Below are 14,266 nucleotides of genomic sequence, written 5' to 3'. Positions count from 1 at the left end.
CAATGAGTGTTGACGAAGCCATTCTCTGGGAGCGGCTGTCACGATCACGCAGGGCTCCAGTGGAGCCTTCCTGGCTGGAGGAGTCCTACTCCTCCAGCCTTTCTGCTGATCTACGCAGAGCGCTCTGCGAAAAACTGGGATCCCTCGCTGACCGTGGCTGGCCGATCATCCTGCGTCTCCTGCATCGCCACGGTGACCAGAACGAGTTAATCCTCGCTGCAGGCTTGTGCCATCAACGCGAGGCCCGGGACTGGCTCCTTCAGAGACTGCATGAACCCAGTCATCTGAACGACGATCATCTCTGTGTGCTTCAGGCCCTGGCGTGCTGGGGAGCCGACGTTCCCGAATCAGTTCTGCATGCCTGCCTGCAGCACCCCGGACTCCAACATCGTCTGACCGGCCTGCAGCTGATCAGCTTCCGTGCTCACACACTCACGGATCAACAGCTCCTCGCTTATTGCGCAGATCTGCTGAATGATTGTCGCGATCCACTCGTGATCTCCACCATTCGTGTACTTCAGCGTCGGGATGGTGAAGCAATCAGCGAATGCCTGGCAGAACTGTGTCGGAGCAATTCCTTGGTGATTGCTGAAGCAGCCTTCCGAGCACTCGGCTGTATTGCCACTCCAGTCAGTCAACGGTTACTGCAAGAGCTCAGTACCTCACCTGAGGATCCAACACGCCAAGAACTAGCTCATCGTCAACTCAACCAACAATTCCGCAGCTGACAATAAAAAGCCCGGCAGTGCCGGGCATCAATCCACTCGCTGTCCTTAAAGGCTCACTTCATTTCATAAGCGATCACCACTTTTTATAAGGCAGAAACTTTCCACACATGGTGATCTTCACTCGATCACCTTTAGGATCCTCAACCTTGTCAACCTCAAGGGTAAAGTCAATGGCGCTCATGATGCCATCACCGAATTTTTCCTGAATCACATCCTTCAGCGGCATTCCATACACCTGCATGATTTCGTAGAAGCGATAGATCAGCGGATCGGTGGGAATCACCGGCTCCAGACTGCCTTTCGTGGGAAACTCCTGGATTGCTGCGGTGATTGCAGGATCCAAAGAGAGCAGTGACGACAGCTTTTCAGCTTCCTCTGGTGATGCGGTGGCTTGTCCGTAAAACAAAGAAGCCACCCAAACTTCATCAAGCCCGAGCGCGGATCCCAGATCAGCAAAGCTCATGCCTTTGGATTTCTTTGCTGCCATCAAACTGGCTGTGACAGTGCTCGGCGAAGGCGCAGAGAGAGATGCCGTCGTCAGTGTGGAGGAGGTCATGTCAACAAGACATTTACAAAAACAGAATCCCGCAGCCATGGCCCCCAAAAAGCATCAATGACGACCAAAACGACAATCCAGTTTTGAAGCATTGAGCACATCAGTGCTCACGTAGATCTGCTGTATTGAAAGTCATCGACTTCATAGAATGAGCACTCTCTTCCGTTCTTTCAGTTCACTTTTTTTCAGCCAACAACTTGAATCCAGTGGGGCATCCAGCCTGATTCTTGAACGGCTGTATTACGCCGAAGGTCGCCAAAATCCTGACCACCCGCTTCACGGCAGTTTCGCCGGATTGTCGTATTTCGACTCTCCATGATCGCCCCTGTCGCATTTGGTATCAACAACTACCTCTACGGCCTCCGCGCTGCTCAACACTCAACTAATCCGCTTGACCACACGTGACAAGCACTGTTCCCAGTGGTCGTGAACGGTTTAAGCAACACCTTCGCAAAGTTGGGAGCGGTGAACACACCAGCAAGGGCATGAGCCGCGAAGAAGCGGCTGATGCCCTTGAACTCATGCTGTACCAGGAGGCAACACCGGCCCAAATCGGTGCCTTCTTAATTGCACATCGGATCCGCCGTCCCGAGCCCCAGGAACTCACTGGAATGCTCGATACATACCGGAAACTTGGTCCGGTTCTGCACAGTGCCCCGGGACAACGATCGCCTATGTGCTTCTGCATGCCCTATGACGGGCGCACTCGGACAGCACCGATTTATCCCCTCACCACCCTCGTGTTGTTGAGCTGCAACCAGCCTGTGGTGCTTCAAGGCGGTGAGCGCATGCCGATCAAGTACGGCATCACGGCGATCGAGCTGTTTCGAAGCCTCGGGCTCGATCTTCGTGGACTGCCGCTGGAGACTGTTCAGGACGGCTTGCATAACCAAGGGTTTGCCCTGATCCACCAGCCCGATCACTTTGCAATCGCCGAGAGTTTGATCAGTTACAGGGATGAACTGGGCAAACGCCCCCCAGTGGCGAGTCTCGAACTGCTCTGGACCGCCCATCAAGGCGATCATCGTCTGATCAGTGGATTCGTCCACCCCCCCACCGAAAGCCGGGCATGGGAGGCACTAAAACTGGCCGGTGAAACGGATCTCTTCACCGTGAAAGGGTTGGAAGGTGGCACCGATCTGCCCATTGGTCGGGCCTGCATCACTGCCCGGGTGCATGGGGACCAAACACAACGATTGATCCTGCATCCAAGGGATCACGGCTGTCATGCCACCGATGTGGAGTGGACTGACCTCACCACCTGGCAGGCCCAGGCCATGGACGCATTGCAAAACCGCGGACCACTTCGAGACTCTCTGCGCTGGAACGCCGGTGTTTATCTCTGGTTTGCTGGCCTCAGCGATAGCCTGGAAAGGGCTTTGGACATGGCCACCACCGTGATGGACAAGGGCCAAGCCCTGCAGCAACTCGATCAGCTGTGCAGCTGCCTTTCCATCCGGTGATGCTCGAATGGCACGCCTGCGACCGTGAAGGTCTCGTGCCTCAGAAACCGCCAGCCACATCGCTCCAACAAGGGACGACTCAACAGACTCGCCTCTGCGTGAATGTGCGCCAGCCCATCGGCACGGGCATCGCACTCAATCCTTTTCACAAGTGTCGTGCCATGGCCCTGGCGTGACGCCCGTCCGCGGCAGTACAGCAAAGCCAGCCGGTCCTGCGGCTGACGCATGGCAAAAGCCGCACCCTCTCCGCTGATCCAACCGTCACCGTCTCGAAACAAACGATCCAGCACCCCAGGAAGCCAGGCCAGAGACGTCCAAGCTCTGATTTGATCTGGTGTGTACAGGCCTGGGGCCTGGCTCTCAATAGCGTCCGCAAAGATCTCTCGAAGCAAAGGGGCATCCGCGGAACGAATGGGTCGTAAAGCCATCGCCGTGGCCTGTGGGAATGTGAGTCTCCTGTGAAAAGCAGCCAGATTGCAGCGTCCCCGGATCCCCACCCTGCTGAGTGCATTCCTCACGCTCCTGAACGACCGGCTGAGCGAAAGCATCGTGTTTCCGCTGCTGCCCTTCCTGCTGGCGAGCTTCAATGCCGACGGGCGCACCCTTGGACTGCTGGCAGGGAGCTATGCCCTCGCCCAGTTCGCCGCGACCCCATTAATCGGAGCCCTGAGTGACCGCTTCGGCCGTCGGCCTGTGATCGCCACATGCGTCAGTGGATCGGTGCTGGGCCTGGGTCTGTTCGCCCTCACTGTGAGCCTCGACTGGCCAGCCGGTGCCTCCCTGCCTTTGATGCTGCTGTTTCTAGCGCGGTTGATCGATGGCGTGAGCGGTGGAACCGCCGCCACCGCCAGTGCCGTCTTGGCCGACATCACGCCTCCCGAGCAGAGGGCCCGGGCGTTCGGCCTCATCGGTGTGGCCTTCGGGCTCGGATTCATCGTGGGGCCCTTCCTGGGCGGACAGCTCGCACGCATCAACGTGACCGTGCCGGTGTGGGCCGCCACCGGTTTCGCGCTCGTCAACCTCTTCATGGTTCTGAGACTGCTGCCAGAAACCCATCCTCCAGAGGAACGCAAGGCCATGCCGCGCAAACGGGATCTCAATCCCTTTGCCCAGGTCGCCAAGGTCACAGCCAATCCCATTGTCGGGCGGCTCTGCCTAAGCTTCTTCCTTTTTTTCCTGGCGTTCAACGGCTTCACCGCCATCTTGGTGCTCTATTTCAAACAGCGGTTCAACTGGGGCCCCGAATTGGCCAGCACAGCATTTCTGATCGTTGGCATCGTGGCCACCGTGGTTCAGGGTGGATTGATCGGCCCGCTAGTGAAACGTCTGGGCGAGTGGCGACTCACCTTGATCGGCTTAAGCCTTGTGGTCACGGGATGCTTGCTGATTCCAGCAACGTCGGCGGAACAAGCGCAAGCAGGGATTTTCAGTGCTGTGGCGATTCTGGCAACTGGCACCGGGTTGGTGACGCCAAGCCTGCGCAGCCTGGTGTCCAGGCGACTGAACTCAGAAGGTCAGGGGGCAGCCCTCGGCAGCCTGCAAGCGCTTCAGAGTCTCGGCAGTTTTCTGGGTCCACCCCTAGCAGGACTCAGCTATGACCTGCTGGGACAGACCAGTCCTTTTCTGGGGAGTGCCGGCCTGCTGATCGCTGTGACCCTGCTGGTAGGGGGAACGCCTCGCCTCCGTCGAAGTGACTGACGGGACAGCACCACATCCCAGAGCACGCTTTCCAGAACACATTCCAGCGGGTTCACGATTGCTACGTTGCGCGAGCCGGCTCCTCGACTGGTCACGCCATGAGTGACAAAGTGCTTTCCCCCGATCTTTACATCAACCGGGAGCTCAGCTGGATCGCTTTCAACGAAAGGGTTCTCGTTCAGGCATTGGACGAGCGGACACCGCTGCTGGAACAAGCAAAATTCAGCGCCATTTTCAGCAACAACCTCGATGAATTCTTCATGGTGAGGGTGGCCTCCCTGAAGGCCCAGGTTGAAGCAGGCATCGAAAAACTCAGCGAAGACGGACACACACCCATCGAGCAGCTCCACACGATCCGCGAGCACCTCACCCCACTGCTGCACAAACAACAGGAGCATTACCGCTCCCGCCTGAAGATCCAGCTTCTCGAGCATGGTGCCCATCTGCTGGATTACGAACAGCTCAACGAACGTCAACGGCTCTGGGTTGACAACTACTTCCAGACAGCGATCTTTCCTGTCCTCACCCCCCTGGCCGTTGATCCGGCTCATCCCTTCCCGTTCGTGAGCAATCTGAGCCTGAATGTGGCAGCTCTGATCCACGACCCCCAAAGCGGTCAACGGCAGCTCGCCCGGGTCAAGGTGCCTCAGAAGATCCTGCCCCGCTTCGTCACCATTCCCGCCGATCTCGCCAGCGGTGACTGTGAACCGCTTCACACCGCCGTGCCGCTGGAGCAGGTGGTGGCGTTCAACCTGAGCTTGCTCTTCCCTGGGATGTCCATCGAAGGACACTATTTCTTCCGAGTCACCCGCGATGCGGACCTGGAATTGAGGGATCTCGAGGCCGATGACCTCATGATCGCCATTGAGCAGGGCTTGCGCAAACGCCGAATGGGCGGCGAGGTCGTGCGCCTGGAGGTTGCCGATGAAATGCCCCAGGACGTGGTCGAGATGCTGATGGAGGGAATGTCCGTTGAGGAGGAGGACCTCTACAGAATTGATGGCCCCCTTGGCCTGGATGACCTCTTCGCCCTGATGGCGATTCCTCTTCCGCAACTCAAGGATGAAAGCCACTCAGGACTGACTCCCGCCATCCTCGGGCGTGCCCAGCGAAGCATGTTGGAGGACGGCTCCCTCAAAGAAGAGGAGTTCGAAAGCATTTTTTCGGTGGTGCGACGCCGCGACGTTCTGCTGCACCATCCCTACGACCTGTTTTCTACATCCGTGGAGGAATTCATCAACCAGGCGGCCGACGATCCACTGGTGATGGGCATCAAGATGACCCTCTATCGCACCTCCAAGGATTCACCGATCATCGCCGCATTGATTCGTGCCGCCGAGAAAGGAAAACAGGTCATGGCCCTGGTGGAACTCAAGGCCCGCTTCGATGAAGACAACAACATTCAATGGGCGAAGCACCTGGAACGTTCCGGCGTGCATGTTGTCTATGGAGTTCTGGGTCTGAAGACCCACACCAAAATTGTTCTGGTGGTCCGTAAGGAGAAAGAACGCCTGCGGAGTTACGTGCATATTGGAACAGGAAATTACAACTCCAAAACCTCACGGCTCTACACAGACCTCGGTCTTCTCTCCGCGCGACCTGAGCTGGGCCAAGACCTCGTGGAGCTGTTCAATTACCTCACTGGTTTCTCCAAACAACAAGGGTTCCGCAAGCTTCTTGTCGCTCCCGTTTCCCTGCGTAAGGGAATGGAGAATCTGATCCGCAGAGAGATCGAACATGCCCAGCAGGGTCGGGGAGGCCACATCCGAGCCAAGATGAACTCCCTAGTGGATCCTGGAATCATTGCCCTGCTGTATGAAGCCTCACAAGCAGGCGTCACGATCGAATTGATCATCCGCGGAATGTGTTGCCTCTACCCTGGCCGCAAAGGGCTCAGTGAATCCATCCACGTGGTCAGCATTATCGGCCGCTTCCTGGAACACTCACGCATCTTCTGGTTTGGGAACGGCGGTAGCCCTGAGGTCTTCATCGGCAGTGCTGACTGGATGCCCCGCAACCTGGACCGACGTGTGGAAGCGGTCACCCCGATCGAAGAGCCGGCATTGCGCGAACAACTCGAACGACTGCTGCAGGTGTATCTCGATGACAACCGCGGAGCTTTTGATATGCAAAGCAACGGTGATTTCACACAACGAAATCCCGAGGACATCGAGAGAAATTCCCAACTTCAACTCATCGAAACCTGGAAGAAAGGCGTTCCCGCCTCGGATGACTGACTTGAAATTCGGTCAAATCAGTCACAAAAAATGATGAAAACCTCGCCTCTTTCTTAGCTCTTGCAACGCGCTTATCCTGTTAATTTACAGCTATAGAAAAACTTTCGTTTTATCGAGGCTGCACTCGCCGGCGAGTGCTAAGTTGCGCTCAAATCTAATTAAGGAGTTCAGGGTGATGGGGATCCCTCTGGAATCCGAGGTCGAGGCTTCCAAGTCCTCGTCCACGGAACCTGCATTGCCGGCTACAAGCCAGCGCAATACAAGTCTGCGCTCACGTCAAACCGCCAATCGATCGAGTCGACAAGTTGGTCGTCTCTCCACTGATTCAATTGGCTACTACCTCAGCAGCATCGGCCGTGTGCCTCTCCTCACCGCTGCAGAGGAGATCGAACTGGCACACCACGTTCAGGCCATGAAGGAGCTGTTGGATGTTCCAGAGGACGAACGCACACCGCGGCAACGTCATCGCATTCGCATGGGCAAACGGGCCAGAGATCGGATGATGGCGGCCAACCTTCGCCTTGTGGTGAGTGTTGCCAAGAAATATCAGAATCAGGGTCTTGAACTCCTGGACCTTGTCCAAGAGGGTGCCATTGGCCTGGAGAGAGCCGTAGACAAATTTGATCCCGCTATGGGGTACAAATTTTCTACCTATGCCTACTGGTGGATCCGTCAGGGAATGACCCGGGCCATCGACAACAGCGCACGGACCATCCGTTTGCCGATTCACATCAGCGAGAAGCTCTCGAAGATGCGTCGCATCACCAGAGAACTCTCCCATCGCTTCGGCCGTCAACCCAATCGCTTGGAACTTTCCAACGCGATGGGGATCGCACCACGCGATCTCGAAGAACTGATCGCTCAGAGTGCTCCCTGTGCATCCCTCGATGCCCACGCAAGGGGGGAAGAGGACCGAAGCACACTTGGAGAATTGATCCCAGACCCCAACGGTGATGAGCCGATGGAGGGAATGGATCGCAGTATTCAGAAGGAGCATCTCGGCGGTTGGCTGTCCCAGCTCAACGAGCGGGAGCAGAAGATTCTTCGCTTGCGCTTTGGACTCGATGGAGCCGAGCCACTGACCTTGGCCGAGATCGGTCGTCAGATCAACGTGTCCCGGGAACGCGTTCGCCAACTTGAAGCAAAAGCAATTCTGAAGTTGCGCACCATGACCGATCAGCAGCAGGCCGCCTGATCCCTTGCTGCTCTCGCTGTTCGTGATTGGAGCCTGGATGGCTCTGGTTCTCTTGGCAGCGGTGCTTTGCCGAGGCGTTTTGCCGGAGCACAAGGAGCTCAGCCGCAAAATCGTGCATATCGGTACCGGACCCGTCGTGCCGCTGGCCTGGTGGCTGCAACTTCCGGCATGGGTAGCTGTTCCAGCAGCACTCTCAATTACCGTCATCACCGCCATTAACCATCGCTGGCGATTACTACCAGCCGTCGAGGATATCGAGCGCCACAGCTACGGAACTGTGGCGTATGGAGTGGCTATCTCTCTACTTCTCATTCTCTTCTGGCCTGAACAGGCCATCGCGGCTTGCGCTGGAGTGCTGGTGATGGCTCTTGGCGATGGCCTTGCAGGCTTGATTGGGCGAGGCGTTCAATCACCAACCTGGAGCGTTTGTCAACAGCGGAAATCTGTAGCTGGAACCCTCACGATGGCCCTGGTCACGGGAGTTGTGCTGACTGTGCTTGTTATGGTCAGTCACAGCCCATTCCAGCCAATGCGCCTGCTGAGCGTATGCGTGCTTGCTGTTGGCCTTGAGCAACTGAGCCGATGGGGCATCGACAACCTCAGCGTGCCAATCGCTGTTGGCTTGTGCTGGTCTTGGATGATCGCCTAAGCACGCAGCAACCGTTCCATGTGCCGACACCAGTCATGCCTGCTACCGAGAGCAGCCACAAGACACTGATCATCCGGCATCGAGCGAAGCCTGGCCTGCCACGTCTGAATCTGCCCTGCCTGATCAACCCAGAAGTGCATCACCTGCTGATGCAAAGCATCCAGATCCCAATGCTGTTGATCGGCAACGCCACCAGACCAATCGAGCAGAGCATCGAGCTGAAGCGGACGAAAACCCTGCACCCAGAGCTCCGTTTCCCGCTCCAGTTCATACAGACGCATCAAATCACCAAACCCGAGAATTCTGATCCCAAACATGACGACAGCTTCAGGCAGAAGTTGCCCAAAATTAAAATATTCGATCAGATCAAAAGTTCGCCGTGAACTGATTAAAACGAAGGTTTATTTCAAGCCTGAAGCTCTCAAACACTTGGCACTCAAGCAACACGAGTGCCAACTTTCTTCAGCGAATCAGCCAAACCCTCCAGTAGTTCCGCTGTCGTCTCAATGCTGATGCATGCGTCCGTGACGCTTTGGCCATGGGTCAGTGCAGAACGATCCGAACTGATCTTTTGGTTCCCCTCAACAAGATGGCTTTCGAGCATCAGACCCATCACATGCGCTGACCCCTGTTCCACCTGAGCTGCCACAGCTTTCAAAACTTCACCTTGCCGGCGAAAATCCTTGTTGGAGTTGCCATGACTGCAATCGACCATCAACCGGTCGGGTAGTCCCGCTGCTTTCAATTCTTCAGCAGCATCCTGAATCGCCTCGAGATGGTAATTCGTGCCTCGGTTCCCTCCCCGCAGCACCAGATGACCATCCGGATTTCCGGTGGTGCTCACGATCGAGGCATGCCCCTCGCGATTGATCCCAAGAAAATGATGGGGTTTGGACGCGGCCTGCATGGCGTTGATGGCAATGGTTGCACTGCCGTCGGTGCTGTTTTTGTAGCCGATCGGCATCGACAAGCCTGAAGCCATTTCGCGGTGCGTCTGGCTTTCGGTGGTCCGGGCGCCGATCGCCGTCCAACTGATCAGATCAGCGATGTACTGAGGAACCACAGGATCGAGCAGTTCAGTGGCACAGGGCATTCCATCCCTGGCCAAATCGAGCAGTAACGACCGAGCCATTCGCAAGCCCGTGTTGATGTCATAGGAGCCGTCGAGGTTCGGATCATTGATGAGGCCCTTCCATCCCACTGTGGTGCGTGGCTTCTCGAAGTACACACGCATCACCACCTCGAGCTCAGAGGCATGACGTTCACGCAGGGGAGCCAGTTTGCTGGCGTACTCCCTCGCTGCATCCACATCATGAATAGAGCAGGGGCCGACGATCACCAGCAGTCGCCGGTCCAGACCCCTGAGAATGGCTTGAATTCGGCTGCGCGAGGTGGCCACGGTCTCCGTCGCCCTGGCATCAATCGGCAGATCTCCATGCAGCAAGGCGGGAGGAACCAGAGGCCTGGTGTCCACCACATGAAGGTCGTGTGTGGTGGTCATACCCAAACAATTACCTCGCTCCAGGGTACGCAAACCATGGAAACCCGCCGGCTTCCGGAACGGAACGGTGACGCAGGAGAATGGCCTGCAAGTCCGTTCCTGAGCAGATTTTGATGCTGAGCACCTACCGAGAGAACGCTGCCGAACGTCTGGCCCTGGGAATTCCGCCATTGCCCCTGGAGGCAAGCCAGGCCAAGGCACTCACAGAACTGTTGGAGAATCCACCATCAGGGGAAGAGCAGGAGCTCCTGCACTTGCTGATCGAACGCATTCCGCCCGGCGTCGACGAAGCGGCCTATGTGAAAGCCACCTGGCTCAGCGCCATCGCCCAAGGGCAGGCCAGCAGTCCCCTGGTCTCGCCGCTGGAAGCCACCCGCCTGCTCGGAACCATGGTGGGGGGATACAACGTGGCGGCCCTGATCGAGCTGCTCCAACACAGCGACGCGCAGCTGGCCGGCTGCGCCGCTGAAGGCCTCAGCCGAACTCTGCTGGTTTATGACGCCTTCAATGAAGTGATGGAGCTGGCCTCCAGCAACCGCTTTGCCAAGCAGGTGGTGGACAGCTGGGCAGCAGCTGAATGGTTCACCTCGAAGCCGGAGCTGGCCGACACGATCACGGTGACGGTGTTCAAGGTGGAAGGAGAAACCAACACCGACGACCTCTCGCCCGCCACCCACGCCACCACCCGTCCGGACATCCCTCTGCACGCCCTGGCAATGCTGGAGACCCGCGATCCAGACGGCCTGAAGACGATCGCCACCCTCAAGGAGAAAGGGCACCCCGTGGCCTACGTGGGCGACGTGGTGGGCACTGGCAGTTCCAGGAAGAGCGCCATCAACTCCGTGCTCTGGCACACCGGCGACGACATTCCCCATGTGCCCAACAAGCGGGGCGGCGGCGTCATCCTCGGCGGCAAGATCGCGCCGATCTTCTTCAACACTGCGGAAGACTCCGGCGCCCTGCCGATCGAATGCGATGTCACCGAACTGAACACCGGTGATGTGATCACCATCCGGCCCCATGCCGGCACGATCGAACGGGACGGTGAGGTGGTGAGCCGCTTCGAACTCAAGCCCAGCACCATCAGTGACGAAGTGCGAGCCGGTGGGCGAATCCCCCTGATGATCGGCCGCGCCCTCACCGACAAAGTGCGCGCCAAACTCGGCCTCGCACCCTCTGATCTGTTCATCCGTCCCACGGCACCGGCCGACACCGGCAAAGGCTTCACCCTGGCCCAGAAGATGGTGGGCAAGGCCTGCGGCCTGCCCGGTGTGCGCCCCGGCACCAGCTGCGAACCGCTGATGACCACCGTTGGCTCTCAGGACACCACCGGGCCCATGACCCGGGACGAGATGAAGGAGCTGGCCTGCCTGGGCTTCTCCTCCGACCTGGTGATGCAGAGCTTCTGCCACACCGCGGCCTACCCCAAACCGGTGGACCTGCAGACCCAGAAGGATCTGCCTGATTTCTTCGCCCAACGCGGTGGTGTGGCCCTGCGCCCCGGTGACGGCATCATCCACAGCTGGCTGAATCGCATGCTGCTCCCCGACACGGTGGGCACCGGCGGTGACAGTCACACCCGCTTCCCCCTGGGCATTTCCTTCCCCGCCGGCTCCGGCCTGGTGGCCTTCGCTGCAGCCATCGGCGCCATGCCCCTGGACATGCCCGAGTCGGTGCTGGTGCGCTTCAGCGGCTCGCTGCAACCGGGTGTGACCCTGCGGGATGTAGTGAATGCCATTCCCTGGGTGGCGATTCAACGCGGACTGCTCACCGTGGAGAAGGCCAACAAGAAGAATCTGTTCAATGGCCGGATCATGGAGATCGAAGGTCTCCCCGACCTCAAGCTCGAGCAGGCCTTCGAACTTACCGACGCCAGCGCCGAACGCTCCTGTGCCGGCTGCACCATCAAGCTCTCGGAAGAAACCGTGAGCGAATACCTGCGCAGCAACGTGGCGTTGCTCAAGAACATGATTGCCCGCGGTTACAGCGATGCCCGCACCCTGGCCCGCCGCATCAAGGAGATGGAAGCCTGGCTGGCTAATCCACAGCTTCTCAGTGCCGACGGCGATGCCGAGTATGCCGAGATCCTGGAAATCAACCTCGACGAGCTCACCGAACCGGTGGTGGCCTGCCCCAACGATCCCGACAACGTGAAGCTCTTGAGCGAGGTGGCCGGTGATCCGGTGCAGGAGGTGTTCATCGGCTCCTGCATGACCAACATCGGCCACTACCGTGCTGCGGCCAAGGTGCTGGAAGGCGCCGGCCCGAACCAGGCCCGCCTCTGGGTCTGTCCCCCCACGCGCATGGACGAAGAAACCCTCAAAGCCGAGGGCTACTACGCCACCTTCGAAGCCGCCGGATCCCGGATGGAGATGCCGGGCTGCTCTCTCTGCATGGGCAACCAGGCGCGGGTGGACGACAACACCACGGTGTTCTCCACCAGCACCCGGAACTTCAACAACCGTCTTGGCAAGGGCGCCCAGGTTTACCTGGGCAGTGCCGAACTGGCGGCGGTCTGTGCTCAGCTGGGACGGATCCCCACCCCGGACGACTACCGCAGCATCGCGGCAGAGAAGATCGATCCGCTCTCCGATGAGCTCTACCGCTACCTCAACTTCGACCAGATCTCTGGTTTCGAGGATCAGGGCCGAACCATCAGCGCGGACGATGAAGCCGCAGTGCTGGCTGGGTCCTGACCCGGTTCAGCACAGCCATGACCGTCCTGAGTGAACTGAAACAACGACGCCACCAACTCGGCTCCAGCCGCAGCATCCGTCGCCTCCTGGAACGGCGCTGGTGGGTGGTGGTGCTCGCCCTGATGCTCACTGGGCTTGGGGCGGCCCTGACAGGCGTGCTGTTTAAGGCCGGCATCAAGACCCTGGGGGCATGGCGCCTGGAGTTGCTGGCCGATCTCCCCGCCTGGGCAGTGCTGCCAGGGCTCGGGGCCGCCGGTGGATTGGTGTCAGGCCTGCTCGTCACCTGCCTGGCCCCTGCAGCTGGCGGATCAGGCATCACCCACATCATGGGCTTTCTCAAACACCGGGCTGTTCCCATGGGACTGCAGGTGGGCCTGGTGAAACTGGTGGCAGGAATCGTGGCCATCGGCAGTGGCTTCCCCCTTGGCCCCGAGGGCCCGTCGGTGCAGATGGGGGGATCTGTTGCCTGGCAGATGGCTCGCTGGCTGAAGGCCCCTGTGGCCTTCCGGCGGGTGATCGTGGCCGCCGGCGGCGGTGCGGGCATCGCCGCCGTGTTTAGTGCACCCATCGGTGGGTTTGTCTACGCCGTTGAGGAGCTGCTGCACTCCGCCAGGCCCGTGGTGTTGCTGCTGGTGATCGTGACCACCTTCTGGGCCGATGCCTGGGCCGATGTGCTCGGGCTAGCGGGGCTCAGTCCCAGTGGAAGCGGTCTGGATGCAACCCAGGGGTTCCAGCTGGAACGGGAATACACCCCCCTGGTGAGTTTTCTACCGATCGATCTGGGCTACCTGATCGGGCTCGGTGTAGTGGTTGGGCTGCTGGCCGAGCTCTACTGCCGCTATGTGCTGGCCATGCAGCGGAAGGGGGATGCCTGGTTCGGCGATCGGCTGGTGCTGCGCATGGTGCTCAGTGGAGCAGTGCTTGGAAGCGTTTATGCCTCTCTTCCTGAAGAGTTCCACAATCTGGAGGGACTGCAACATCTGATCGCCGACGGTGAAGCCGACATTCCGATGGCGCTCGGCACCTTCATCGTGCTCTTTTTCAGCACTGGTCTGGCCGCGGCATCAGGCGCACCGGGGGGACTGTTTTATCCAATGCTCACCCTCGGCGGAGCAATCGGTCTGGCCTGTGGCTACTGGGTGGAAGCCCTCACCGGGCACGTTCCGACCACCTATGTATTTGCAGGGATGGGGGCCTTTGTTGCCAGCTGTTCCCGCACCCCGATCAGCGCCATGTTCCTGGCCTTTGCACTGACGAAGGACCTACTGATCCTCAAACCGATCCTGGTGGCCTGTCTGGCCAGTTTTCTGGTGGCCAGACTGTTTGATGAGCGCTCGATCTACGAGCGACAGTTGGGCATGGAGCTGAAGGAAGAAGATCACCGGGAGGCACGCCTGAATCGACATGGCGGCATTCATCACGCCTGGGGAGGTTCGATCCGTCGCCGGGCCTTCACGCCACCGCCACCGCCACCAGCCAAGGCCAATCCCAACCCGGATGAAGACCCCTGAATCAGGAAACGCTGCTGTTCGATCCGGCTGTT

The 14,266-nt window shown here is 58.8% G+C and carries 13 protein-coding genes; 9 read left to right on the top strand and 4 right to left on the bottom strand.

Annotated elements, in window-relative coordinates; translation table 11 throughout:
- Positions 1–2: 2 nt before the first annotated feature.
- Entirely contained in the window at positions 3–728 is a 726-nt protein-coding gene (locus ACLM45_RS09530; RefSeq protein ID WP_415408992.1) for a HEAT repeat domain-containing protein, read from the top strand.
- Positions 729–801: 73 nt separating this feature from the next.
- On the opposite strand, the gene cynS is transcribed toward ACLM45_RS09530, so the two are convergent.
- Positions 802–1,284, bottom strand: coding sequence for a cyanase (cynS, locus tag ACLM45_RS09525; RefSeq protein ID WP_415408990.1), 483 nt, complete (start codon positions 1,282–1,284; stop codon positions 802–804).
- A 148-nt stretch (positions 1,285–1,432) separates the two neighbouring features.
- Between cynS and ACLM45_RS09520 the strand changes: the two genes are divergently transcribed.
- Together ACLM45_RS09520 and ACLM45_RS09515 are read left to right on the top strand one after the other, a co-directional pair.
- Positions 1,433–1,603, top strand: coding sequence for a hypothetical protein (locus ACLM45_RS09520; protein ID WP_006042725.1), 171 nt, complete (start codon positions 1,433–1,435; stop codon positions 1,601–1,603).
- Positions 1,604–1,685: 82 nt separating this feature from the next.
- Positions 1,686–2,747 carry an anthranilate phosphoribosyltransferase family protein gene (locus ACLM45_RS09515; protein ID WP_415408989.1) on the top strand — a complete coding sequence of 354 codons (1,062 nt, stop codon included), beginning with the start codon at positions 1,686–1,688 and terminating at the stop codon, positions 2,745–2,747.
- Here the strand turns inward: ACLM45_RS09515 and ACLM45_RS09510 are convergent.
- A complete protein-coding gene (locus ACLM45_RS09510; protein WP_415408987.1) occupies positions 2,717–3,175 on the bottom strand; it encodes a GNAT family N-acetyltransferase in 459 nt (152 codons plus the stop codon). The two genes, ACLM45_RS09515 and ACLM45_RS09510, sit on opposite strands and share 31 nt — an antisense overlap.
- 46 nt (positions 3,176–3,221) lie before the next feature.
- Here ACLM45_RS09510 and ACLM45_RS09505 point away from each other — a divergent pair, with 46 nt between their 5' ends.
- From ACLM45_RS09505 to ACLM45_RS09490, 4 genes are all read left to right on the top strand, one after another.
- Positions 3,222–4,445 (top strand): tetracycline resistance MFS efflux pump, encoded by a 1,224-nt coding sequence (locus ACLM45_RS09505; protein ID WP_006042722.1) that lies wholly within the window; start codon positions 3,222–3,224, stop codon positions 4,443–4,445.
- Between the two features lie 98 nt (positions 4,446–4,543).
- On the top strand, positions 4,544–6,682 hold the full coding sequence (gene ppk1, locus ACLM45_RS09500; RefSeq protein ID WP_415408985.1) for a polyphosphate kinase 1: 2,139 nt from the start codon (positions 4,544–4,546) through the stop codon (positions 6,680–6,682).
- A gap of 175 nt (positions 6,683–6,857) precedes the next feature.
- A complete protein-coding gene (locus ACLM45_RS09495) occupies positions 6,858–7,877 on the top strand; it encodes an RpoD/SigA family RNA polymerase sigma factor (protein WP_415408983.1) in 1,020 nt (339 codons plus the stop codon).
- 4 nt (positions 7,878–7,881) lie between these two features.
- Entirely contained in the window at positions 7,882–8,526 is a 645-nt protein-coding gene (locus ACLM45_RS09490; RefSeq protein ID WP_415408981.1) for a diacylglycerol/polyprenol kinase family protein, read from the top strand.
- Here the strand turns inward: ACLM45_RS09490 and ACLM45_RS09485 are convergent.
- Positions 8,523–8,843, bottom strand: coding sequence for a hypothetical protein (locus ACLM45_RS09485; RefSeq protein ID WP_006042718.1), 321 nt, complete (start codon positions 8,841–8,843; stop codon positions 8,523–8,525). The two genes, ACLM45_RS09490 and ACLM45_RS09485, sit on opposite strands and share 4 nt — an antisense overlap.
- A 119-nt stretch (positions 8,844–8,962) precedes the next feature.
- Positions 8,963–10,027 carry a 3-deoxy-7-phosphoheptulonate synthase gene (locus tag ACLM45_RS09480; RefSeq protein ID WP_415408979.1) on the bottom strand — a complete coding sequence of 355 codons (1,065 nt, stop codon included), beginning with the start codon at positions 10,025–10,027 and terminating at the stop codon, positions 8,963–8,965.
- Between the two features lie 113 nt (positions 10,028–10,140).
- On the opposite strand from ACLM45_RS09480, the gene acnB reads away from it, so the two are divergent.
- Positions 10,141–12,723 carry a bifunctional aconitate hydratase 2/2-methylisocitrate dehydratase gene (gene acnB, locus ACLM45_RS09475; RefSeq protein ID WP_415408977.1) on the top strand — a complete coding sequence of 861 codons (2,583 nt, stop codon included), beginning with the start codon at positions 10,141–10,143 and terminating at the stop codon, positions 12,721–12,723.
- Positions 12,724–12,740: 17 nt separating this feature from the next.
- Entirely contained in the window at positions 12,741–14,234 is a 1,494-nt protein-coding gene (locus ACLM45_RS09470) for a ClC family H(+)/Cl(-) exchange transporter (RefSeq protein WP_415408975.1), read from the top strand.
- Positions 14,235–14,266: the final 32 nt, after the last annotated feature.

This window comes from Synechococcus sp. A10-1-5-9 (genome assembly GCF_047716785.1).
Taxonomy (GTDB): Bacteria; Cyanobacteriota; Cyanobacteriia; order PCC-6307; family Cyanobiaceae; genus Synechococcus_C.
The sequence above is the reverse complement of the archived record's forward strand: the minus strand, read 5'-3'. Positions and strand labels throughout refer to the sequence as shown.

Bases quoted from the DNA above. Each gene is read 5' to 3' on its own strand.
- ACLM45_RS09530 (WP_415408992.1), top strand. From the start codon at position 3: ATGAGTGTTGACGAAGCCATTCTCTGGGAGCGGCTGTCACGATCACGC.
- cynS (WP_415408990.1), bottom strand. From the start codon at position 1,284: ATGACCTCCTCCACACTGACGACGGCATCTCTCTCTGCGCCTTCGCCG.
- ACLM45_RS09520 (WP_006042725.1), top strand. From the start codon at position 1,433: ATGAGCACTCTCTTCCGTTCTTTCAGTTCACTTTTTTTCAGCCAACAA.
- ACLM45_RS09510 (WP_415408987.1), bottom strand. From the start codon at position 3,175: ATGGCTTTACGACCCATTCGTTCCGCGGATGCCCCTTTGCTTCGAGAG.
- ppk1 (WP_415408985.1), top strand. From the start codon at position 4,544: ATGAGTGACAAAGTGCTTTCCCCCGATCTTTACATCAACCGGGAGCTC.
- ACLM45_RS09495 (WP_415408983.1), top strand. From the start codon at position 6,858: ATGGGGATCCCTCTGGAATCCGAGGTCGAGGCTTCCAAGTCCTCGTCC.
- ACLM45_RS09485 (WP_006042718.1), bottom strand. From the start codon at position 8,843: ATGTTTGGGATCAGAATTCTCGGGTTTGGTGATTTGATGCGTCTGTAT.
- ACLM45_RS09480 (WP_415408979.1), bottom strand. From the start codon at position 10,027: ATGACCACCACACACGACCTTCATGTGGTGGACACCAGGCCTCTGGTT.
- acnB (WP_415408977.1), top strand. From the start codon at position 10,141: ATGCTGAGCACCTACCGAGAGAACGCTGCCGAACGTCTGGCCCTGGGA.
- ACLM45_RS09470 (WP_415408975.1), top strand. From the start codon at position 12,741: ATGACCGTCCTGAGTGAACTGAAACAACGACGCCACCAACTCGGCTCC.